We start from the raw sequence: 21179 nt of genomic DNA on the forward strand, positions 1-21179 counted from the left end.
TCGCTCCCACAGGCAACTGTACTCTGCCCTATTTTCGGTAGACCGGGTCAGAAGTCAGGCTACTGATAGGGAACACGGCGCGAATGCGGCCTGTCCCGTCAGGTTGTGGATTGGAAAAATAGCTCGTGCAGCCGGTACGCGAGCCGTCGTGCCGTGCCTAACCCTGCAGCTTCGCCTTCAACGCCATCACGGTGGCCTGCCATGCATCGGCTTCGTCGGCCTCTTCCCACAACTCGCGCAGCTCGGACTGCTTGCCGACGATCCGGTCGAGCGCCTGGATGGCCTGCTTGATGAGGTCCGGGCTCACCTCCGGTGCGATCCGGGCAAGCCACTCGGTCAGTTCTTCTTCCTCCTGAGCGGCGGCCGTCGGCCGGCCGGCGGCGGCGGCGACCACTTCGGCCGCCGCGATGCCCAGGCACGCATCGGGCGCCTCCAGGTAATCCTCGGCTGCAAGCACGGCGGCCAGTGCGTCACTGACCAGGCTCAGGTCAGCAACCTCAGTGAGGTCAGCCATGAAGTCAGCCGCGTCGTCATTCTCAAAAGATCCATTACCCCAAGTGCCCACGATGATCTCCTTGCATGTGATGCGTTGATGGAAGGCCAGGCCCCGCCCGACCCGTTGATCGCAAAGCAGGCACTGCACTGTAGCGTTGCTTTCTTTCAGAAGTCAGTCCGGCGGGGTCATTGAGCAACTCCGCAAGCTGCAAGGCTTCAACTCTGCTCAATGTCAGTGGACTGCAGGGTCGAGTACAGCTTGCCCCGCCGTTTGGCTGGATAGCGCCATTGATCGATCCCGGTGGCCTCGCAACCCAGACCGGCCAACCACGGGACAAAGCCGACTGGAGCATTGATCAGTAGCAGGATATCCAGCCGACAGCGCTCCCCAAAAAGAGGGGTCAGAATCCGGTTTCACTGTCACGCAAGCACGAGCCGGATCCCGTCGCTTACGAGCAAAACTGCACTCTGACCCATATTTTCGGTAATGTACTGATCGCGGGTGAGCGGCGCCGAGATTTCAGGAATGCCGGCCACATGGTGGCCGAGTTCGTGGGAGAGATAGCCGAGGGTGCGATTGGATTGAAAGCCAAGGCCAAGGCCAAGCCCCGGATGGCCGCCACCAGCAATGCGACCCGCCCCGACGCGCACCGCCGGAACTTGGGTATTCTTGTCCGTGGGACTCCTCCTTCAAGATGGCTGCAGATCCATGCAGCGCATGGCGCAACCAACGTGTACGTTCGCAACCTTAGGCGGGAGACAATGGCTACAGCGAAAAAAGCAATTGCAATTGGGCTTACGATGCTCATGTACGGCGCATGCCGGTTCGCGATCGCGGCCGCGCCGACAGCACCTACAGCGCAAGCGACAGCCTCCACCTTGGATGTGCATAATATCTCAGGCGACTTTCTGACCTTCTGGGATGCGACGCAGGGCAAGCCCATGGCGGAACGGGTCGCGATCTTCAAGCGCGATATCGCGGCGAAATTTCCGGATTTTTACGGTTTCGCGCGCTTCGGAGACAAAGCGACCCAGGCGTTTCGTGACGGCACTATCGAGAAATCCATCGAAGCTTTCGGGCCCATCCGCGACGCATATGCCGCCAAGGTCAAAATGATCGATGAGGATCTGCCACGCAACACCCAGGTATTTCTTAAAACATTTCCAGATTTTCATCCGGACAGCCTGGTCTGGATACTTCACTCCCTCGGCGAAATGGACGGTGGCACGCGCGTCATCGACGGCAAATCCGTCCTGATCTTCGGCGTAGACGGCATGGTCACCTTCCATAGCGACAAAGTGCACGACGAATCGGCGTTCTTTCACCATGAATTGTTTCACGTCTACCACGAACCACGGTTAGGCCCTTGCGAGGAAACCTGGTGTTCGTTGTGGCGCGAAGGACTAGCGGTCTACGCCTCCTCCAAGCTGGATCCTGATGCCAGCGAAGACGAGCTGCTGTTGACCCTTCCAGACAACATGGCAGCCGCCACACGCGAAAAGCTTCTGCCGTCACTACTGGCACTAAAGGGAGTCCTGATGTCAAAGGACCATGCGGCCTATGCCGACTTGTTCAATTTTGGAGGGCCCAAGACGTCCGACCTGCCACAGCGCCGTGGCTATTATCTCGGCTTCCTGGTCGCGCAGGATCTAGGGAAAACCTATGATCTGCATACCTTGGCCAATATGCCAGCAGTTCGTGCGCAGCCACTGGTATCGAAGGCGGTCGATGACTTGATCGCCAAAGCCAAGGTCTTGGACTGAAACCCCTGTTGCCCGAAACAAGCCGGGCGGCGAAGAGAAGTCAGAGTTCAGTTTCATGCGCGCGAAAGCACATGACAGACCCAGCCGCTTGCGCGTAAAACTGCACTCCGACCCCCTACTTCTGCTGGCACGCTACCCCAGGTTTGATTGCGCCAAAGTATGGCTTGTCGGCTTATGCAGCGATGGGTCCCAACGTCAGGCTGTTGGCGGCGAGCCTGACACCATCACTGCGTAATCTGTCCTGAGCACGCGTCGTCATCGCCTCACCCTGCTGCCGCGGCGACGCCTGGCGAGCTGAGGTGGTGCACGACGTAGGACTGGACGCTGTGCGCCGCCGGCGGCAAATCGCGCCACAGACCAAAGCGCAGACGCGTCCATCCCTGCGGTTCGTAGCCCAGCACCGTGGCCAGCGCGCGATCGTGCGCCTCTCCCGCTTCGTCGGGCGCGCCATCCATCGATGCGAAGCCGGCCGCCTGGATTTGGCGCGTGGCGTAGCGCGCCGTGCGCAAGACCGCAGGTGTGCTCGCGGCCTCGACCATCCAGCACGAAACCGCCGGGCGGCCGAAGGACTCGCACAACGCCGCGAACGCGGGGCCGTCGAGGAAGCGATGCATGGCCACCGCATCGCGCCAGAGATAGAACGGCGCATACAGGTTTTGCCGGGCGGGCAGCGCCGGATCGCGCCGATCCGCGACCAGATAGGCCTTGAACAGCAGCCCGGGCAGCGCGTCCAGCAGCGGCCCCTTCTCGGCGATGCGGCGGCGGATGATGGCCATGTCGTAGTCGGCCGGAAGCGCGATGCTGTACTGCATGGCGATCATGCCGGCGCCCCGCTGGCCGCGATACCGGCGCGGCCGCCGCCGAAGGACCAGTCCTGCGCCGAGGTGGTGACGATGGTGACCATCACGTCCTCCGGCGCGATCCCCGGCGCGATGGCCAGCAGTTCGACCAGGCGCCGGTAGAACGCCTGCTTGCAGGCATCGCTGCGCTCGCGGCCGGCGGTGAGTGCGATCAGCACGAAGCGATCCGAACGCGGCCCGCCCAGGTAGTGGCGGTCGAACGCAAATTCCTCCGGCGCCAGCTGGTGGATCATCTGGAAGCAATCGCCGGCTGGCACCTCGAAGGCCTCGTGCATGGCCTGGTAGAGACTGGACGACAGCGCGCGCAGATAAGCGGGCGAGGTGCCGCGCAGCAGCGAGATACGGGCATGCGGCATCACGGCGTCTCCGTCGTGGCCGGCCGGGCCGCAGCGGCGGCGCGCAGCAACGGCAGCGCCGACGCCGCGCACGGCCAGCCGGCATAGAAGGCCAGGTGGGTGATGGCCTCGGCCAGGGTGTCGCGGTCCAGGCCGTGATCCAGCCCGCGCTGCAGGTGGAACGGCAGCTGCTCCAAGCGGTACAGCGCCACCAGCGCCGCGACGGTGACCAGGCTGCGCTCGCGCGGCGACAGGCCGGGGCGCTGCCACACCTCGGCGAACAGCACCTCGTCGGTCAACCGGGCGAAGGCCGGCGCAATGTCGGCGAACGCCGCCTGCGGGGAAGGAGCGGTGGGGATGGAATCGCGCATCGGAGGCCTCGCAATGGGGAGCGGGCACAGCCTAGTTGCGCCGGATCTTCCGTAAAATCGGAAGATATCGAATCATTCATCCGGAAAAACAGGATCGCTCCGATGCGTCCGATCACCTTCGATCTCGATGCGCTGCGTACTTTCGTCGTCGGCGTGGAACTGGGCAGCTTCGCCAAGGCGGCCGAGCGGCGCGGTCGGTCCACCTCTGCGATCAGCGCGCAGTTGAAGAAGCTGGAGGAACAGGCCGGCCAGCCGGTGCTCCGCCGCCAGGGCCGCGGCCTGGCCTTGACCGAGGCCGGCGAAGCCTTGCTGGGCTACGCGCGGCGTCTGCTTGAGCTCAACGACGAGGCGATCGTGGCCTTGCAGGACACGACCTTGGAGGGCTGGGTGCGGCTGGGGCTGCAGGAGGATTTCGGCGAACACATGCTGCCCGACGTCCTGGGGCGCTTCGCCCGTGCCCACCCGCAGGTGCGGATCGAAGCGCGCATCGCCCGCCAGCACGAGTTGCGGGCACGGGTCGAGGCCGGCCAACTGGACTTGGCGCTGGCCTGGGAGTCCGGTGCCGGCTCGGCGCATTGCCAGGCGCAGGCGCCCTGGCCACTGCGCTGGATCGCCGCCGCACCCGGCCTCTCGCCCGCGCTGGCCTGGAGCGGCGACGCACCGCTGCCGCTGGTGATGCTGGAGGCGCCGTGCCTGCTGCGCACCGCCGCGACCACGGCACTGGACCGCGCCGGCATCCCATGGCGCATCGCCTTCACCAGCGCCAGCCTCGGCGGGGTGTGGGCCGCAGTGCGCGCCGGCCTGGGCGTGACTCTGCGCACGCCGGCCGGCGTGCCGGACACACTGACCCTGTTGCCGCCCGGCGCCGGCGGCCTGCCTACGCTGCCGGCGCTGGGGCTGACCCTCCATCGCGCGGTCGCCGCGCCGCCGCCGGCGGTGACGCGGCTGGCGGAGATCCTGCAACAGCGTCTGCGCGCGGCGCATGCGTGGCATACGGCGGCCCGGAATGAGGCGGCCGCGTGACGCCCGGCGCGTCACCGGCTCACGGCGCCAATGCACTTCGGCAATGGCGACTCGTTGGCTATGTGGCCCGCCACCAAAAACAGGTGCCAGAGTGCAGTTTCATGGTCGCGAAAGCACGAGACTGATTCCGTCCATCAGGTAGAAAACCGCAATCTGACCCGGGTTTTGCCATTCCCGGAGAAGTAGAAGCCAAGTTTTTACCTTAAGGGGTCAGGTTTACCTATCGCTGTAAGCGAACCTGACCACGTTCCCGCCACCAGCGTGATCGCTTTACTCGCTCGCTCCGGACTCAGGCGTGATCACCAGCGCACCATCGACAATGGCGACGCGCGGCTTGCTGCCCGGTGCGAAGCCCAATTCCGCCAGCCACAGGCCGCTCAGGTGCAGCGTGGGCACGCAACGGCTCTGCAGGCTCCCATCTACCAATACGTCGTCGTAGCGACGGCCCACGGTGCACTGGGCTGGACGGCGCGGGTGCGCTCGCTTGCGCGATACTTCGTTCTCAGTCGATAGGGGCGTGAACAGCGTGGTGGGCGACAGGTCGCCTGGCGATAGCACCAGTATCGATGGAGTGGGAACACGCACGTCAACCGGTGCTACGGGCCTGCCGGTGCGGCGGCTGGGCACAGATGTCATTTTGGGTGCGGCGGTCTTCTGGGTCATGGCGAACTCCTCGGTACAAAGGGAATCCGCCACACCGAGACCAATCGAGGTGGCGGACGGTACGGGTTGGTCTACCGGACCGAGGACCGGCGGGGCCGAAGCCCCCCACGTACCGCCCGCCATGAACTGACGAGCAAGCCCCTCGCACCATGCAGGGCAATAAAAAAGCGCCAAGCATCGGACGATGGGCGCTGGTGCGCCTCGATGACGGGAGACCAATCCCGGCGGCGTTATTTAACGCCGCGATTCGATCTTGCGCTTTCGATACGCCAGCGTCAACGGCTTTTCTTAGAAAGAAATGCAAGCTAATGCACCCATTAAAAGTCTGCGCCGACCACGGCATTCGCTGGCCGCTTTTGGCCAGTATGGCTTGACAACTTTATGGGACTTAGCAATTAGCCGGCTCGCGGGCTTGGCACTCGCTCTCGCCGCAATTTGTCTACCAACGGGGCAGACGCTGGCGGAAAGGTCTACTCTGACCGCAGTATTCGGAAACCAGACCTTTCAGGACGGCGCAGCGCTATGAAGCACAGGAGCATCGCAAGAGTCCGCGTTATCACTTACGCTTCAGTGCTCCTGGCACTCTCCGGAGCGTTTGCAGCCTTCAGCTGGCCGACGGGAGAGAATTTGCGAGCGTGGCTGCAAGACCCAGCCGGCCCGGCATGGGTCCAGGCGGTGGGAAGTGTTGTCGCGATTTTTGTTGCCGTACTACTGCCTTTACAGCTGCAGCGAAAGGCACGGCTACAAAAGGAGACCGAGGCGAGAGCAAAGGCGCGGTCTTTGGCCGTCGATCTGGTCGACGAAATCACGGATCTTGCAGCGTCAATGCAAGCGCTGCAGGCGGACGGATATAGAACCCTCGGAGACGCGTACGGCTATGACTCGGCACTGAAACAGACCTCCATCCCTATCCGCCTAAAGCAGTCCGTCAAGCAACTGCACGAACTTGGACCTGCGGGAACATCACTGCAATTGGCGCTGCTCGAACTTTCATTCCTACGAGGCAAGTTAATGGAGTGTGGAACGAAGCACGACGGAACAAGGAATGGGCTGGCAGTGAGCGAAGCAAAACATTCGCTAGACGCCGCCGTGGAGCTTCTGCACAAGGCATCCGAGCATCTGGGGGAGTTGTTCGACGACGATTAGACTTGCAGCGTGTGGAGAACTTACTGCTAGCCCCAGAAGCCAATAATTAACTCTTACCCGGTTACGTAAAAGTTGCTGTTGCTCAGCTCTTGATCTTCAGTGCCTTTAAAGTGCGCCGAGCGCCGGAAGGGAGGGCGGAGAGACGCCTTCGGGCGCTTTCCCAAAAACAAATTAGGGGCCAGAGAGAAGCTTCATTTCGCGAAGCACGAGCAAGATTCCTTCGCCTGCGTGTGAAATTGCACTCTGACCCCAATACTCTCTTACGAGCAAAACTGCACTTTGACCCCTATTGTCACTTCTTGCATAGGAGGGTCAGAGACCATCTAGTAAAGATTCGGCAGCCTTGATAGAACCCCTACGCGCAACCTCAATCCTTAATTGTTCAAGAGAATCAGCTGTGGGCGCTGCTACCTGAGCCATACTTGCCATAGCTTCAAGAATAGTTCGCGCGGCTTCTGGGTCGTCACTTTTTCGAACAATCTTGCTGAGGGACGCAGCCCGACTGTCCATGAAAGATTTGATAACTACTAAAGGAATTCTGCCCTTCCGCCCTATAGGAAAAGAAGCCGAATCCATGTCTCCAACAATTTGATGCTTTATCGCCGGCGCCTTAGCAAAACTGACCACGGCCACATATTCTTTAGATGAGAATGTCGCCCTAATCTGCATGCGCCCTTTCAGCTCGGGAAACTCAGAATAAAGCTCCTCGACCGCATGGTCAAAGATTGAGGGGCCTCCCGCCTTCTTTTTGGGGTGGAGATCCTTAATAGCGTAGATATCTGTGACCGAATCAATGTACCTCAATGTCGGCGAATAATTGCCTTCACCACCACAATCGAACGCACCGACCTCATTTAAAAAAGGCATAATGCATCTTTCGCGCAAAAGCCCTAGATCGAGCTCCCCCAGCATAGACAGTATATTTTCGTAACGCCCAATAGACTCACTAGCAAACAATCGATCAATTATCTGATCTCGAACCGATTCAGAATCATAATAGATGAACTGAGCTGCAAAATAATCCTGAAAAGCCTTATGCGACCAGCGAACTTCATCTCCATCGCGTACAAAAATAGGAACGGCAGAGAGTAGATCAGACTTCATTTTTGCCGAATCAATTGGCAGCCGCGACTTATCAATTGCCTCTTTGATGTAGCCAGTAAATTCAATCTGTGAGTACTGAACTCTTCCCCCCTTGAAGGTTACGAATCCAAGCGCCCGCACAAACTTATGAAAATCATCCAAATCAAGCGCTGATTTTTTCCTTCGCTCGAACGCCCCCTCCTTACTAAGATCATGATCTTGATAGAGCGCATCAAAAACTTGCCGAAAGAAAATATTTCGCTTAATTGGTATCGTGGCCTTATAGTCAAAAGCCTTGTAAAGCAACGTCACAAGCAACGGATTTCCAAGAAAATCCTCCACCTGGGGTAGAGAATCTAGTTTTTCAATAAGAACTGAAGCAAGGCCACGTCCTTGATCATACCGCTTGAGCAAAGAGCATGCCTGCTCATATGTGAGGTTAGATATTTCGAAGGCACTAAATTCTGAAAAACTAGCCAGGGCCGGATCTGGACGAGAAGTCAGCCAAAAGTTGCAGTATTGATAGTCCGAAGATATGCGAGATATTTCTGCACTTACATCCGCTCGAAGTTCGGGATCGACTTCATCATACCCATCAAGGAGAAAAAGAAAATTTCCTTCCATTAGGGATAAAACCAGATCACTTGTAGCGCCATCTGAGCGTTCTTTTCCAAGAACCTCCTCGCAAATCAGACTTATTATCGTCTGACCATGCTTAAGCCTGCGAAGCTCGATGAGTAGAGGAATTTTTTTTAGCTCGGACAGACAGCGGCGAATGACGTATTTGGTCAGCGTCGACTTTCCCATGCCAGCCGAATCAATGATGGCCACACAACGATTTCCGCGAAACAGTTCTGCCGGATAGCCCTCAATTGTGAGCTCTTCGCCATTCCCAACCCGGACTAATTGAAGCGGCTCGTAAATATCATCTAGTATGAAAGAGCCACTTTTTATGGCAATACTTGGTACGCAACGAGTTCTAAACTCAATATTTCTAGCATACCTCCTTGTCCCGTTTACTATTTTTGCCTTTGCTTTCTTCCCACTAAAGTATGGCGTGACGACTTTTTCGATGAAGTTTTTCACCAAAAGAGGTGTCGCACCCTTAGCTATTTCTCCAGACACGGCCGCAATAACTTTTGAACCAACTGCCGCCGACAGCATTTTATCTTCCCCTTCCAACACAAGCAGCTCCGTTTGCTTTTAGAAAAATAGCGGGCTAATTTGACGACCGATTTGTCTATTGGTAAAAAAACTTACCCACACTTCGAATACCCACAATTCAAACACGTCTGACACCCATCCATGATCACCATGGCCTTGGTGTTGCACTTGTGGCACATGCTGGCCGAGGGCGGGAAGCTGGCGCCGTCGCCGGTGACTTCGATGTCCTCGACGTGGTCGGCGGTGCTGTTGGGGATGAGGGCGGAAGTAGAGGCAGGAGCGCCCGCTCCCCGGCCCTCCCCTTCGCTGCGCGAAAGGGAGGGAGCAACAGCGTCGCTGCGCTTGGCGCCGGGGGTTACGTCAGTGTTTTTTTTTGAGCGGTCTTCGTACTGCTTGCGCTTTTCGGCCAGCATCGCCTTCTGGTGCTCGGACATTTCCGGGTCGTGGATCAGGCCGATGGACTTCATGTGCTCCTCGACGATGGCGCCGAGCTCGGCGACCAGCGAGGGCATGTACACGCCGCCGGCCTTGAAGTAGCCGCCGCGCGGGTCGAACACGGCCTTCATCTCGTCCACCAGGAAGGTCACGTCGCCGCCCTTGCGGAACACGGCCGACATGATGCGCGTCAGCGCGACGATCCACTGGAAATGCTCCATCGACTTGGAGTTGATGAAGATCTCGAACGGGCGGCGGTGCTCGTGCTCGGTGCCTGCATTGAGCACGATGTCGTTGATGGTCACGTACATGGCGTGCTCGACCATCGGCGACTTGATTTTGTAGGTGCTGCCGACCAGCACGTCGGGGCGCTCGATGCGCTCGTGCATCTGGATGACTTCGGCCACGGGCAGCTCGGCCTCGGCCTCGGCGGTGGCGCGGGCTGACGGACTCGGCGGGCACCGGCGCGGCGGCCTGGCGCGCCTTGTCTTCCGGGGTGAGCACGCTGTAGCCCTTGATTTTCTTGTCGATCTTGACGGCCATGGCCTTGGGTCCTGGATGCGGTACTGCGTTGAGGTGGGAGGACACCGCCGTGCGCCAGTAGGCGCGCTCAGGCGGCGTGCCCTGGCCGGTGCGCGGCCAGGGCGGTGCTGCGGGTTACTTCGCTTTCTTGGCGACTTTCTTGACGGCTTTCTTCACTGCTTTCTTGGCGGGCGCCTTCTTGGCGGCGGCTTTCTTGGCCGGCGCTTTCTTCACTGCGGCTTTCTTGACGGCCTTCTTGACCGCGACCTTCTTGGCGGCGGCCTTCTTCACCGCCGGCTTGGCGGCGAGCCGCTTGGCCGTCGTCTTCTTGGCCACTTTCTTCGCGGCCTTCTTGGCGGCGACCTTCTTGCCCACGCCCTTGGCCTTCAGCGCGGCGGCCTCGGCCTTGGCCGAGGCGCTGGCGGCGACCAGCTTCTGCTTGGTGCTGGCCACGGTCTTCTTGACCGCCTTGGTGACCTTGCTGGTGCGCTTGGTCACGGCCTTCTTGGCCTTCTCCAGGGTCTTGCTGGCGGACTTCTTCGCCGTGGCCGCGCGCTTGGCGACGGTGTCGGCGGCATGCGAAGCGGCCTCGGCCACGACGGTGGCGAGCTCGCTGGTCTTTTCCTTCACACTTTCGGCGGCTTCGGAAAGCGTCGCCGAGATTTCCGTTCCTGTGCTCATGTGCCCTCCATCAGGGCTCGTAGGGGTGCCAAGACGATGCCAGTGCAGCCGCGTGCTACGGGTGTCCACCCTGCGCCGTGCTGCGGGCGGCGCAGGGGTCTTCCAGCATCGCGCATGCCGGTGTGGGCCGGCGCGCGCGGCGCTCAGAACTTGCCGTAATACCCTTCCTTGAGCGCGTCGAACAGGTTGGCGGCGGTGTGCATCTCGCCGTCGTATTCGATCTGCTCGTTGCCCTTGACCTCGACGAAGGAGCCGTCCTCCAGCTCGAAGCGGTAGGTGGTGTTCTCCAGGTCCGCCTCCTTGACCAGCACGCCCTGGAAGGCGGCCGGGTTGAAGCGGAAGGTGGTGCAGCCCTTCAGGCCCTGCTGGTGGGCGTAGCGGTAGATGTCCTTGAACTGCTCGTAGGGATAGTCCGTGGGCACGTTGGCGGTCTTGGAGATCGAGCTGTCCACCCACTTCTGCGCGGCGGCCTGCACGTCGACATGCTCCTTGGGGCTGATGTCGTCGGCGGCGATGAAATAGTCCGGCAGCTTGGCCTGGGCGTCCTCGGAGAACGGCATGGCCTTGGGGTTGACCAGTTCGCGGTAGGCCAGCAACTCGTAGGAGAACACGTCCACCTTCTCCTTGGACTTCTTGCCCTCGCGGATCACGTTGCGGCTGTAGTGGTGCGCGAAGGAGGGCTCGATGCCGTTGGAGGCGTTGTTGGCCAGGCTCAGCGAGATGGTGCCGGTGGGGGCGATGGAGCTGTGGTGGGTGAAGCGCGCGCCGACCTCGGCCAGCTCGTCCACCAGCTCGGGCGCGACCGAGGCCACGCGCTGCATGTAGCGGCTGTACTTGGCGTGCAGCACCTTGCCTTCGATCTGCTGGCCGACGCGCCAGCCGTCGCGCTCCATCTCCGGGCGCTGGCGCAGCATCGCCGGGGTCACCTCGAAGCGCTCCTCCATGATCGGGGCGGCGCCCTTCTCCTTGGCCAGCGCCAGACCGGTTTCCCAGCCGGCCACGGCCATGTCGCGGGCGATCTGCTCGGTGAACTCGCACGAGTCCGCGCTGCCGTACTTCATGCGCAGCATGGTCAGGGTGGAGCCCAGACCGAGGAAGCCCATGCCGTGGCGGCGCTTGCGCAGGATCTCGTTGCGCTGCTGCTCCAGCGGCAGGCCGTTGACCTCGACCACGTTGTCGAGCATGCGGGTGAACACGCGCACGACTTCCTTGTATTCCTCCCAGTCGAAGCGCGCCTGTTCGGTGAAGGGGTCGCGCACGAAGGTGGTCAGGTTGATCGAGCCCAGCAGGCAGGCGCCGTAAGGCGGCAGCGGCTGCTCGCCGCAGGGGTTGGTCGCGCGGATGTTCTCGCACCACCAGTTGTTGTTCATCTCGTTGACGCGGTCGATCAGGATGAAACCCGGCTCGGCGTAGTCGTAGGTGGACACCATGATCATGTCCCACAGGTGGCGGGCGCGGATGTGCCCATACACCTTGCAGGCCACCAGGCCGTCGTCGCGCTGCACGTACTGGTCGGCGTTGGGCCACTCGCGCCAGACCACCTTGGCCGCGTCGGTCAGGTCGATGTCGCCCTGTTCCTTCTGGTTGACCGGGAACACCAGCGGCCAGTCGGCATCGTCCTCCACCGCCTGCATGAAGCCGTCGGTGATGAGCAGGGACAGGTTGAACTGGCGCAGGCGGCCGTCCTCGCGCTTGGCGCGGATGAAGTCCTTCACGTCCGGATGCGACACGTCGAAGGTGCCCATCTGCGCGCCGCGGCGCCCGCCGGCGCTGGACACGGTGAAGCACATCTTGTCGAAGATATCCATGAAGGACATCGGGCCGGAGGTGTAGGCGCCGGCGCCGGCGACGAAGGCGCCCTTGGGCCGCAGCGTGGAGAACTCGTAGCCGATGCCGCAGCCGGCCTTGAGGGTCAGGCCGGCCTCGTGGACCTTCTCCAGGATGCCGTCCATCGAGTCGGTGATGGTGCCCGAGACGGTGCAGTTGATCGTGCTGGTGGCCGGCTTGTGTTCCAGCGCGCCGGCGTTGGAGGTGATGCGCCCGGCCGGGATGGCACCGCGGCGCAGCGCCCAGACGAAGCGCTCGTACCAGTAGGCGCGCTTCTCGGCGGTCGGCTCGGCGTCGGCCAGGGCACGGGCCACGCGCTGGTAGGTGCCGTCGATGTCGGCATCGATGGCCACGCCGGCCTTGCTCTTCAGGCGGTACTTCTTGTCCCAGATGTCCTGGGACGCGGGCTGCATCGGGATGACGCGGGCCGCTTCTGCTTTCTTGACCGCCTCAAGGCGCACCGTGCTCATGGATTGGAGCTCTCCGTCATGGATGAAAGGCCCGCGCGCCAGCTTAGGCGCGCGCGCGAGATGGATGAAATTTCGGTCAGCTGCGGCGTGTGCGCACGCATGCCCGGGCAAGGCACTGAAGCGTCGGACAGATTGTGGTGACGGTCCGGCCTGGACCCCCTGCACACCTGATGCATGCGCCGCTTCCCCACTGGCGCCGGGAAACCCAAGCCAAACCCTATGGCTTGGGGCCATTGCGCGGACACCTCGCTACATCTTGGGGCCGCAAGCCATGGAAAGTAGTCCCGCCCCGGAGGGCTGTCAACCACGCGTCACGCAGTTTGCGTGGAACGCTGGGGTGCGCCTTCCATGGAACCCGCGCCGCGCCTGCGCGGGCCGATTTCATTGCCGGTTTAGGCGCCGCTGATCACACTCGTTCAGGTTGCCGGGGGCGGTGATGACAGGCGCGTTGCCGCGATGCCGCACGCCCTCGGGCGCCTCCTTCCATGCCGATCGCCACCCGACCCGTATGCGCCCACTGCCGACCCTGCTGTCCCTGACCGCCGCCGCTGCCTTCGGCGGCTTCGTCGCCCTTGGCCTGTACCAGACCTTCGACCACCCCGCGCTGGCGCGCGAGGACGGGCCGCCGTCCTCGGCGATCGTGCCGGCCGCCGCCGCGGGCGCGGCGCTGCCGGCCGCGGTGGAAGGCCAGGCGGTCCCGTCGCTGGCGCCGATGCTCAAGCGCGTCACCCCGGCGGTGGTGAGCGTCTACAGCCGCCAGACCGTGCGTGTGGCCAGCCCGCTGGGGCCATTCGCCAACGATCCGGTGTTCCGCCGGCTGTTCGGCATCCCCAACATCCCGCAGGAGCGCGTGCAGCGCGCGCTGGGCTCGGGCGTGATCATCGACGCCCAGCGCGGCCTGGTGCTCACCAACCACCACGTGGTGGAGAACGCCGACGGCGTGTCGGTGACCTTGAGCGACGGGCGCACGGTGGAGGCCGAGTTCCTCGGCTCGGACCCGGACACCGACGTGGCCCTGATCCGCATCCCGCCCAAGGACCTGACCCAGATCCCGCTGGGCGACAGCGACAAGCTGCAGGTCGGCGATTTCGTCGTCGCGGTCGGCAACCCCTACGGCCTGGGCCAGACGGTGACCTCGGGCATCGTCTCGGCGGTGGGCCGCAGCGGCATCCCGGTGGCCGGCTACCAGAACTTCATCCAGACCGACGCCTCGATCAACCCGGGCAACTCGGGCGGCGCGCTGGTCAACCTGCAGGGCCAGCTGGTCGGCATCAACACCGCCAGCTTCAATCCTTCAGGCTCGATGGCCGGCAACATCGGCCTGGGCTTCGCCATCCCGATCGACCTGGCGCGCAACATCGCCGAGCAGCTCTATACCAACAAGGGCGTGGTCAAGCGCGGCACGCTGGGCGTGACCACGCAGGACGTGGATCAGCGCCTGGCCACGGCGCTGGGCCTGGATACGCCGCGCGGTGCGCTGGTGACCGGCGTGTATCCCGGTTCGGGCGCGGCCGCCGCAGGGCTCAAGCCCGGTGACGTGGTGCTGCAGGCCAACAACCAGCGCATCGACAACAGCGCGGCGCTGCACAACTTCGAAGGCCTGCAGGGCGTGGGCAGCCAGGTCACCCTGGACATCCGCCGCGACGGCAAGCCGCTGAGTCTGCGCGTGGGCCTGAAGGAACAGCAGCGCGACCTGCCCGGCGCGCAGTTGGACCCGCGCCTGTCCGGGGCGACCTTCAACGAGGTCGACGAGGCCCTGCGCCAGACCCTGCGCGCCAACGGCGTGGGCGGCGGGGTGCAGGTCGGCCAGGTGCAGCCGCGCAGCCGCGCCTGGACCAACGGGCTTCGCAGCGGCGATGTGATCATCGAGGGCAGCAACGGCCGCTTCGCCGACCTGCCCAGCTTCCGCAGCAGTTTCGCCAAGCCGCCGCAGCAGCTGGTGCTGCGCGTGCTGCGCGACGGCGAGGACGGCACGCTGCTGATGCGCTGAATGCTGGCCGTCCCGTCACGGGCCGCATGCGGCACGCTGACGGGGCATTCATGCGGCCCTGGGGTAGGCTCGACCATCTGCTGTCCCACCCGTTCAAGGAGCCATGCCATGTCCGACGCTGCCAACAAGATGAAGTCCTCCCTCGGCGAGGCCGGGGAACACCTGAAGTCCGCCGCCTCGGCCGCCAGCGATGCGGTCAAGGGCGCCGCCTCGGTCGCCGGCGACGAGCTGCGCCTGGGCAAGGCCACGGCCAAGGCCGAGCTGTCCGACGGCGCGCTGGCCGGCCTGAGCGCGGCCGAATTCGGCGGCGAAGCCGCCCGCGAGCAGGTCGACGCCCTGGTGGAAAAGGGCCGCGACCTGATCGACAGCGCCGCCGAACTGATCCGCGAGCGTCCGCTGGCCTCCTTCGGCATCGCCCTGGCCGCAGGCTGGGTTATCGCCAAGCTGGGACGCAGCAGCGATTGATCGCCCGCACGACCGCGACACCGGAGCCGGCGTGAGCGCACCCGACCACGACGCCGCCCCCGGCGACGACGCAACGCCCTCGCTGGACGAGAGCCTGCGCCGCGTCGGCAAGGCCGGCAAGGACAGCCTGTCCTCGGCGGTGGCCACCGCCAAATCGTTGCGCCGGCTGGTCCTGGCCGACTTCGCCCTGGCCCGCGCCTCGCTGGCGCGGGCGATGGTGTGGATGTCGGTGGCCGCCGCGTTCGGCGTGTCCAGCTGGCTGCTGCTGATGGGCGCGCTGATCGCCCTGCTGCAGCGGCTGGGGCTGTCCTGGCTCGGCGCGCTGTCGGTGGCCGCGGGCCTGAGCCTGGCGATCACCGCGCTGGGCGTGTGGCAGACGCTGCGTTACTTCGGCTTCAGCCGGATGGACGCCACCCGGCGCCAGCTCAAGGCCATGGGCCTGGGCGACGACGACGAGGAAGACGCCGGGCCGGAGGCGCGCTCGGCCGCCGAGCAGCTGCGCGACCAGCAAGGAGGCACGCCATGAAGTTCGCTCACCTGCGCCATCGCGTGGACCGCGCCGAGGCGCTGGTCGAGCATCGCCGCGCCCAGACCCTGGCCGATGCCGAGGCCCTGATCGGGCACTGGAAGCGCGGCTGGACGCCATGGCGCATCGTGCTGGCCGGCCTGGGGCTGGGCTTCGTGATCGGCCAGACCCGGCCGATGCGCGCGGTCGGGGCGACCAAGTGGCTGCGCTCGGTGAGCGCGATCTCCGGCATGTTCACCTCGCTGCAGGCGGCCATGGCCGCCTGGCAGGCCGATCAGGCGGCGGACAAGGCGCACGATGCGGCCGGCAGCGCGCAGTCGGCGGCCGGGGCCACCCATCAGGCCGCCGCCGCGGCGGGTGCGGCGGCCGCGACCACCGGCGCGGACGACGCGGCGCGGCTGGCGCAGGGCAACACCACGGCGCGGGCGGCCGGGCTGGCCACCGCCGACGGCGGGCCGGCGCCGACCGCGGCGCGCGGCGTGTCATCCTATGGCCGCGCCGCCGAGGCGCGCGGTGAGACCGAGGCCTGGGCGGCGCAGGCGCCGCGCCCGGCCGAAGCGGCCACCGACGTTTCCGAACGCTAACGCCAGCCGCCGCATGTCCACCTCCGAAGCCGATCTCTCGCCGGCGCCCACGCCCCTGCCCGTCAAACCGGCGCCACCGCGCCCGCGCGGGCCGCTGTCGCTGGTGATCCTGGCCTTCCTGGCCTGTGGCTACACGCTGTGGCTGGCGCAGGCGGTGATCCTGCCGGTGCTGCTGGCGGTGTTCCTTGCGCTGGTCGGCAACCCGCTGCTGCGCGGCCTGCAGCGGCTGTACGTGCCGCGCTTCCTCGGTGCGCTGCTGGTGCTGATGCTGGGCCTGGCCGCGGCCGGGGCGCTGGCCTACCAGATGGTGCCGCCGGCCGCGGCCTGGGCCAAGGCGGCCCCGCGCGAGCTGCGCCAGCTCGCGCCCAAGCTTCATGAGCTGACCAAGCCGGTCTACGACGCCAACCAGGCGGCCGAGAACTTCGCCCGCGCCGCCGCCGGCGACACCGGCCGGCGCCCGCAGGTGATGCGCACCGCCGACGATCCGTACCGCACGCTGACCGCCACCCCGCGCATGATCGCCTCGGTGCTGGCGGTGGTGCTGCTGACGTTCTTCTTCATGGTTTACGGCCAGCCGCTGCAGCGCCATGCCGTGGCGCTGATGCCTAGGCGTCAGCAGCAGAAGCTGACCGTGGGCATCCTGCAGTCCATCGAGCGCGCGGTCTCGCGCTATGTGCTGACCATCAGCCTGATCAACTGTGTGGTGGGCCTGCTGTTCGCCGGCGCGCTGATGCTGCTGAAGTTCCCGCTGGCCGATGCGCTGTTGTGGGGCACGATGGTGGCGATCCTCAACTTCGCGCCCTACGTGGGCCCGCTGATCGGCATCGTGATGATGCTGGTGGTGGGCCTGACCACCTTCGACGATGCCTGGCCCTCGCTGCTGCCGGCGGCGATCTACCTGGGCCTGCACACGCTGGAGGGCCAGGTGGTCACGCCGATCGTGCTGGGCCGGCAGATGCGTCTGTCGCCGCTGATCCTGATCCTGTCGCTGATGGTGTTCGGTTCGCTGTGGGGGATCGTGGGGCTGCTGTTGGCGGTGCCGATGCTGGTGTGCATCAAGCTGGTGCTTGCGCGGGTGCAGGGGATGGAGGGGTGGGCGCGGCTGATGGAATAGCGCAGCCGTTGCTGGTGCTGCTGTTGTTGCACTGCTGTTGCACCTGCCGTTGCCCTTGCTGTTGCTGTGCTTCGGCTGTTGCTTCCCCTGTCTGAGCCGTAAAGCGAGCCGAGCATCGCAGGAAGACGGGGCCGAAGAGGCGCCCTGTTTGAGCGAAGCGAGTTTGGGCGCCGTGCCCCGTCTTCCGAGAAGCGCAGGGGACCGCCGCGCAGCGGCGGCTCGCGTCCCGGCGAGAAGCGGTTTTGGCTACTTTTGACAAGACAAAAGTAGCTCGCACGGCGAAGCCGTGCGAAAGCTTTGCTTCTAAGAAGCGCTTGCGCGACGCTCAAGTTTTGCTTGCAAATTCAAAGCAAGACTTGTCAGGAGCTGGCGCCGGAACTTGTAGGACGAAAGCAACGCGCCTGCGGCGCGCCAAGTGCAAAGCTTTCGCGCCTGCGGCGCGACTTCCTTTTGTCTTGTCAAAAGGAAGCAAAACCGCTTCTCGCCGGGACGCACGCCGATGCTGCGCATCGGTCCCCTGCGCTCCTCGCGAAGCAGGGCACGGCGCCCAAACTCGCTTCGCTCAAACAGGGCGCCTCTTCGGCCCTGCTTCGCTGCGGTGCTCGGCGTGCTTTACGGCTCAGACAGGTAGAGCAACAGCAACAGCAACAGCAACAGCAACAGCAAGGCAACAGCCCGGCAACGGCAACGGCAACGGCGGGCTGCGCCCCTCGAGGCAGGGGCCACAGCCCACAGGCTAAAATGCCCCCATGACCTTCGACATCCGCGCCATCACCCTCGACCTGGACGACACCCTGTGGCCGTTCGCCCCGATCGGTGAGCGCATCGAACGCAAGCTGCACGCCTGGCTGGAAACCCACAGCCCCGCCACCGCACACCAGTTCCCGATCGAGGTCATGCGCGAGCTGCGTACCCAGGTCACCGCCGACAACCCGCACCTGATCCACGACCTCTCCGCGCTGCGCAAGCTGACCCTGGAACACGCCCTGCGCCACAGCGGGGCCGACCTGGCGCTGCTCGATCCCGCGTTCGAGATCTTCTATGCCGAGCGCAACCGGGTCGAGTGCTATCCCGACGCCGTCGAGGCGCTGACGCGGATCGCCGCGCGCGTGCCGGTGGCGGCGCTGACCAACGGCAATGCCGATCTGGCGCGCTGCGGGCTGGATCAGCACTTCGTGTTCCAGCTGAGCGCGCGCGAACACGGCGCGGCCAAGCCGGAGGCGAGCATCTTCCACGCCGCCTGCGTGCGCCTGGAGCTGCCGCCCGAACAGGTGCTGCACGTGGGCGACCACGCGGTGATGGACGCGGCCGGCGCCATGCGCGCGGGCCTGCGCGCGGCCTGGCTCAACCGCGAGGGCGCGCCCTGGCCGCTGCACGAGCCGCGGCCGGATCTCGAATTTTCCACGCTCACCGCGCTGGCCGACTGGCTCGACGCGCATCTGGACGACAAGGACTCCGCCGCCGCATGAGTGCTCCCGCCTTTCTCGACGCCCGCACCGACCAGGTGCGCCCGCTGCATGTGCTGCAGCGCGAGCAGTTCGGCGGCTGGTGCGCGCAGCAGCCGCCGGCGGTGGCCGCGTGGCTGCAGGCGCAGGGCTTCAGCGCCGCGCCGGGCACGCTGGCGCTGCTGCCGGGCGAGGCGGGTGTGGCCGGCGCGGTGCTGGGCATCGCCGATGCGGGCGATCCGCTGTCCTACGGCCACGCGCCGATGGGCCTGCCGGCCGGCAGCGCCTGGGAGGTGGTGAGCGCGCTCTCGGCCGACGCGCGCGCGGCGCTGGAACTGGGCTGGGGCCTGGGCGCCTATCGCTTCGACCGCTACAAGGCCGCCACGCGCGCGCCGGCCCGGCTGCTGCGCGAAGCGGCCGACGCGCGCACCGACGCCCTGCTAGCGGCCTGCCTGCGCGTGCGCGACTTGGTCAACACGCCGACCCAGGACATGGGCCCGGATGAGCTGGAAGCGGTCGTGCGCCAGATCGGCGCCGAGCATGGCGCGCAGGTCGAGGCGATCACCGGCGATGCGTTGCTGGCGCGGAACTTCCCCGCGATCCACGCGGTGGGCCGCGCCTCGCACCGCGCCCCGCGCCTGATCGCGCTGCGCTGGGGCGCGGAGGATGCGCCGAGGGTGTCGCTGGTCGGCAAGGGCGTGTGCTTCGACACCGGCGGGCTGGATCTCAAGCCGGCCGACGGCATGCGCAACATGAAGAAGGACATGGGCGGCGCGGCGCACGCGATCGCGCTGGCCGAGCTGGTCATGCGCCAGCGCCTGCCGGTGCGCCTGACCCTGCTGGTGCCGGCGGTGGAGAACGCGATCGGTCCCGATGCGTTCCGCCCCGGCGAGATCATCGCCACGCGCACCGGGGTGAGCGTGGAGATCGACAACACCGACGCCGAAGGGCGCGTGATCCTGGGCGATGCGCTGGCCCATGCCGGCGAGGACACGCCCGAGGTGCTGCTGGACTTCGCCACGCTGACCGGCGCGGCGCGCATCGCGCTGGGGCCCGAGCTGCCGGTGCTGTTCTCCAACGACGATGCGCTGGCCAACGCCTGGCTGGCCGCCGGCGAGCGCACGCGCGACCCGCTGTGGCGCCTGCCGCTGTGGCGGCCGTACCTGCGCTATCTGACCAGCCACGTGGCCGACCTGGCTAACGCCGGCTCGCGCATGGCCGGTGCGGTGACCGCGGCGCTGTATCTGGAGCGCTTCGTCCCGGCCGGCACGCCGTGGGCGCATCTGGACGTGTACGCCTGGAACGACAACGATCGCCCCGGCCGCCCCGCCGGCGGCGAGGCGATGGCGCTGCGCGCGGCCTTCGAGATGCTGCGCAGCCGCTACGCGCCGTGAGCGCCGCACCTGCCACGGTGCTGGTACTGCCGGGCTGGCAGGATTCCGGCCCGGCGCATTGGCAGTCGCAGTGGCAGGCCGCGCACCCGGACTGGAAGCGCGTGCAGCAGCGCGACTGGATGTCGCCCAGGCGCGCGGAGTGGATCGCTACGCTGGATGCCGTGGCGCAGGCCACGCAGGGCCCGCTGGTGCTGCTGGCACACAGCCTGGGGTGCATCACCGTGGCGCACTGGGCCGCCGCGCGACCGGCCGCGGCCACGCGCGTGCGCCATGCCCTGCTGGTGGCCCCGCCCGATGTCGAGCGCGCCGATCTGCCCGCCGCGCTGGCCGACTTCGCACCCGCGCCAAGCGCGGCCCTGCCCTTCCGCGCCACGCTGGCGGCCAGCCACGACGATCCCTATTGCGGCTTCGAACGCGCCCGTGCGCTGGCCGACGCCTGGGCATGCGCGCTGTGGGACGTCGGCCCGGCGGGCCACATCAATGTCCAGGCCGGCTACGGGCCATGGCCGCAGGGCCTGGCACGATTCCAGCGCATGTGCGTGGGCTGAGGCCCACACGCCGGCGGCGGCGATAAGGATCGCCGCGCCAGGCCTCTACAAGCCCGTCGCCGCTGTCGCTACACTTGCGCGCGCTGCCGGCGGCGCTGCCGCCCGGCCAGACGCAGGCCACCGGTGCGTTCCGTGCCGGGGGTCGCGACCTCGCCAGCTCCGCCTTCGCACATCACGCTGCGGCCCCTGCGGGCCGACCCCGGCGATCGTCAAGTCCAGCCAGCTCTTCCGCCCATCGCCCGACGCACGGGGTTGCCCGCCGTCGGCATCTGTT

The 21179-nt window shown here is 65.2% G+C and carries 19 protein-coding genes and 2 pseudogenes; 11 read left to right on the forward strand and 10 right to left on the reverse strand.

Annotation, left to right across the window (positions count from 1 at the left end; genetic code table 11):
- Positions 1-157: 157 nt before the first annotated feature.
- On the reverse strand, positions 158-643 hold the full coding sequence (locus tag QE438_RS11055; protein ID WP_309734105.1) for a DUF4259 domain-containing protein: 486 nt from the start codon (positions 641-643) through the stop codon (positions 158-160).
- A 92-nt stretch (positions 644-735) separates the two neighbouring features.
- Positions 736-873 (reverse strand): annotated as a pseudogene (locus QE438_RS11060) (IS4 family transposase); the annotation flags it as partial.
- 159 nt (positions 874-1032) lie between these two features.
- Between QE438_RS11060 and QE438_RS11065 the strand changes: the two are divergent.
- The gene (locus QE438_RS11065; RefSeq protein ID WP_306995659.1) at positions 1033-2259 is read left to right on the forward strand and encodes a hypothetical protein; all 1227 of its coding nucleotides are present in this window, start codon (positions 1033-1035) and stop codon (positions 2257-2259) included.
- A gap of 263 nt (positions 2260-2522) precedes the next feature.
- Here the strand turns inward: QE438_RS11065 and QE438_RS11070 are convergent, their stop codons facing one another.
- Genes QE438_RS11070 through QE438_RS11080 form a run of 3 tightly spaced genes read right to left on the reverse strand, consistent with a single transcriptional unit; the run spans position 2523 to position 3825 of the window.
- Complete coding sequence (locus QE438_RS11070; RefSeq protein WP_306995657.1) at positions 2523-3080, reverse strand: DUF4865 family protein; 558 nt, start codon at positions 3078-3080, stop codon at positions 2523-2525.
- Positions 3077-3475, reverse strand: a complete 399-nt coding sequence (locus tag QE438_RS11075) for a tautomerase family protein (protein ID WP_306995655.1) — start codon at positions 3473-3475, stop codon at positions 3077-3079. The genes QE438_RS11070 and QE438_RS11075 overlap by 4 nt, the downstream gene beginning before the upstream one ends.
- Positions 3475-3825, reverse strand: coding sequence for a carboxymuconolactone decarboxylase family protein (locus tag QE438_RS11080; protein ID WP_306995653.1), 351 nt, complete (start codon positions 3823-3825; stop codon positions 3475-3477). The genes QE438_RS11075 and QE438_RS11080 overlap by 1 nt, the downstream gene beginning before the upstream one ends.
- A gap of 102 nt (positions 3826-3927) precedes the next feature.
- Here QE438_RS11080 and QE438_RS11085 point away from each other — a divergent pair, with 102 nt between their 5' ends.
- Positions 3928-4848 (forward strand): LysR substrate-binding domain-containing protein, encoded by a 921-nt coding sequence (locus QE438_RS11085; protein WP_306995651.1) that lies wholly within the window; start codon positions 3928-3930, stop codon positions 4846-4848.
- Between the two features lie 270 nt (positions 4849-5118).
- Here QE438_RS11085 and QE438_RS11090 read toward each other — a convergent pair whose 3' ends face one another.
- Entirely contained in the window at positions 5119-5511 is a 393-nt protein-coding gene (locus tag QE438_RS11090; protein WP_306995649.1) for a SymE family type I addiction module toxin, read from the reverse strand.
- Positions 5512-6291: 780 nt separating this feature from the next.
- On the opposite strand from QE438_RS11090, the gene QE438_RS11095 reads away from it, so the two are divergent.
- Positions 6292-6657 carry a hypothetical protein gene (locus QE438_RS11095; RefSeq protein ID WP_307183932.1) on the forward strand — a complete coding sequence of 122 codons (366 nt, stop codon included), beginning with the start codon at positions 6292-6294 and terminating at the stop codon, positions 6655-6657.
- A gap of 312 nt (positions 6658-6969) precedes the next feature.
- Here QE438_RS11095 and QE438_RS11100 read toward each other — a convergent pair whose 3' ends face one another.
- The 4 genes and pseudogenes from QE438_RS11100 to QE438_RS11115 all read right to left on the reverse strand — a co-directional run bounded on the left by QE438_RS11100 (position 6970) and on the right by QE438_RS11115 (position 12839).
- Positions 6970-8922 carry an NACHT domain-containing protein gene (locus QE438_RS11100; protein WP_306995645.1) on the reverse strand — a complete coding sequence of 651 codons (1953 nt, stop codon included), beginning with the start codon at positions 8920-8922 and terminating at the stop codon, positions 6970-6972.
- A 74-nt stretch (positions 8923-8996) separates the two neighbouring features.
- Positions 8997-9882, reverse strand: a pseudogene (locus QE438_RS11105) (NrdJb).
- A gap of 114 nt (positions 9883-9996) precedes the next feature.
- Positions 9997-10542, reverse strand: a complete 546-nt coding sequence (locus tag QE438_RS11110) for a hypothetical protein (protein ID WP_165403008.1) — start codon at positions 10540-10542, stop codon at positions 9997-9999.
- A gap of 143 nt (positions 10543-10685) precedes the next feature.
- Positions 10686-12839, reverse strand: a complete 2154-nt coding sequence (locus QE438_RS11115; RefSeq protein WP_306995643.1) for an adenosylcobalamin-dependent ribonucleoside-diphosphate reductase — start codon at positions 12837-12839, stop codon at positions 10686-10688.
- A gap of 508 nt (positions 12840-13347) precedes the next feature.
- On the opposite strand from QE438_RS11115, the gene QE438_RS11120 reads away from it, so the two are divergent.
- The 8 genes from QE438_RS11120 to QE438_RS11155 all read left to right on the forward strand — a co-directional run bounded on the left by QE438_RS11120 (position 13348) and on the right by QE438_RS11155 (position 20905).
- Positions 13348-14829 (forward strand): Do family serine endopeptidase, encoded by a 1482-nt coding sequence (locus QE438_RS11120; protein WP_130524519.1) that lies wholly within the window; start codon positions 13348-13350, stop codon positions 14827-14829.
- 108 nt (positions 14830-14937) lie between these two features.
- Entirely contained in the window at positions 14938-15294 is a 357-nt protein-coding gene (locus QE438_RS11125) for a hypothetical protein (protein WP_130524469.1), read from the forward strand.
- A 31-nt stretch (positions 15295-15325) separates the two neighbouring features.
- Positions 15326-15820, forward strand: a complete 495-nt coding sequence (locus QE438_RS11130; protein ID WP_306995640.1) for a phage holin family protein — start codon at positions 15326-15328, stop codon at positions 15818-15820.
- Positions 15817-16404: a hypothetical protein gene (locus QE438_RS11135; RefSeq protein WP_306995638.1), complete on the forward strand. Its 588-nt coding sequence runs from the start codon at positions 15817-15819 to the stop codon at positions 16402-16404. Before QE438_RS11130 ends, QE438_RS11135 begins: the two co-directional genes overlap by 4 nt.
- A gap of 13 nt (positions 16405-16417) precedes the next feature.
- Complete coding sequence (locus QE438_RS11140; protein ID WP_306995636.1) at positions 16418-17518, forward strand: AI-2E family transporter; 1101 nt, start codon at positions 16418-16420, stop codon at positions 17516-17518.
- A gap of 749 nt (positions 17519-18267) precedes the next feature.
- Complete coding sequence (locus QE438_RS11145) at positions 18268-18987, forward strand: HAD-IA family hydrolase (RefSeq protein ID WP_306995634.1); 720 nt, start codon at positions 18268-18270, stop codon at positions 18985-18987.
- Entirely contained in the window at positions 18984-20357 is a 1374-nt protein-coding gene (locus tag QE438_RS11150; RefSeq protein WP_306995632.1) for a leucyl aminopeptidase family protein, read from the forward strand. The genes QE438_RS11145 and QE438_RS11150 overlap by 4 nt, the downstream gene beginning before the upstream one ends.
- Positions 20354-20905, forward strand: a complete 552-nt coding sequence (locus tag QE438_RS11155; RefSeq protein WP_306995630.1) for an alpha/beta hydrolase — start codon at positions 20354-20356, stop codon at positions 20903-20905. Before QE438_RS11150 ends, QE438_RS11155 begins: the two co-directional genes overlap by 4 nt.
- Positions 20906-21179: the final 274 nt, after the last annotated feature.

Origin of the sequence: Pseudoxanthomonas sp. SORGH_AS_0997 (assembly GCF_031453535.1) — a bacterium.
Taxonomy (GTDB): Bacteria; Pseudomonadota; Gammaproteobacteria; order Xanthomonadales; family Xanthomonadaceae; genus Pseudoxanthomonas_A; species Pseudoxanthomonas_A winnipegensis.

Bases quoted from the DNA above. Each gene is read 5' to 3' on its own strand.
- QE438_RS11065 (WP_306995659.1), top strand. From the start codon at position 1,033: ATGGTGGCCGAGTTCGTGGGAGAGATAGCCGAGGGTGCGATTGGATTG.
- QE438_RS11070 (WP_306995657.1), bottom strand. From the start codon at position 3,080: ATGATCGCCATGCAGTACAGCATCGCGCTTCCGGCCGACTACGACATG.
- QE438_RS11075 (WP_306995655.1), bottom strand. From the start codon at position 3,475: ATGCCGCATGCCCGTATCTCGCTGCTGCGCGGCACCTCGCCCGCTTAT.
- QE438_RS11080 (WP_306995653.1), bottom strand. From the start codon at position 3,825: ATGCGCGATTCCATCCCCACCGCTCCTTCCCCGCAGGCGGCGTTCGCC.
- QE438_RS11085 (WP_306995651.1), top strand. From the start codon at position 3,928: ATGCGTCCGATCACCTTCGATCTCGATGCGCTGCGTACTTTCGTCGTC.
- QE438_RS11090 (WP_306995649.1), bottom strand. From the start codon at position 5,511: ATGACCCAGAAGACCGCCGCACCCAAAATGACATCTGTGCCCAGCCGC.
- QE438_RS11110 (WP_165403008.1), bottom strand. From the start codon at position 10,542: ATGAGCACAGGAACGGAAATCTCGGCGACGCTTTCCGAAGCCGCCGAA.
- QE438_RS11115 (WP_306995643.1), bottom strand. From the start codon at position 12,839: ATGAGCACGGTGCGCCTTGAGGCGGTCAAGAAAGCAGAAGCGGCCCGC.
- QE438_RS11120 (WP_130524519.1), top strand. From the start codon at position 13,348: ATGCGCCCACTGCCGACCCTGCTGTCCCTGACCGCCGCCGCTGCCTTC.
- QE438_RS11125 (WP_130524469.1), top strand. From the start codon at position 14,938: ATGTCCGACGCTGCCAACAAGATGAAGTCCTCCCTCGGCGAGGCCGGG.
- QE438_RS11135 (WP_306995638.1), top strand. From the start codon at position 15,817: ATGAAGTTCGCTCACCTGCGCCATCGCGTGGACCGCGCCGAGGCGCTG.
- QE438_RS11140 (WP_306995636.1), top strand. From the start codon at position 16,418: ATGTCCACCTCCGAAGCCGATCTCTCGCCGGCGCCCACGCCCCTGCCC.
- QE438_RS11145 (WP_306995634.1), top strand. From the start codon at position 18,268: ATGACCTTCGACATCCGCGCCATCACCCTCGACCTGGACGACACCCTG.
- QE438_RS11150 (WP_306995632.1), top strand. From the start codon at position 18,984: ATGAGTGCTCCCGCCTTTCTCGACGCCCGCACCGACCAGGTGCGCCCG.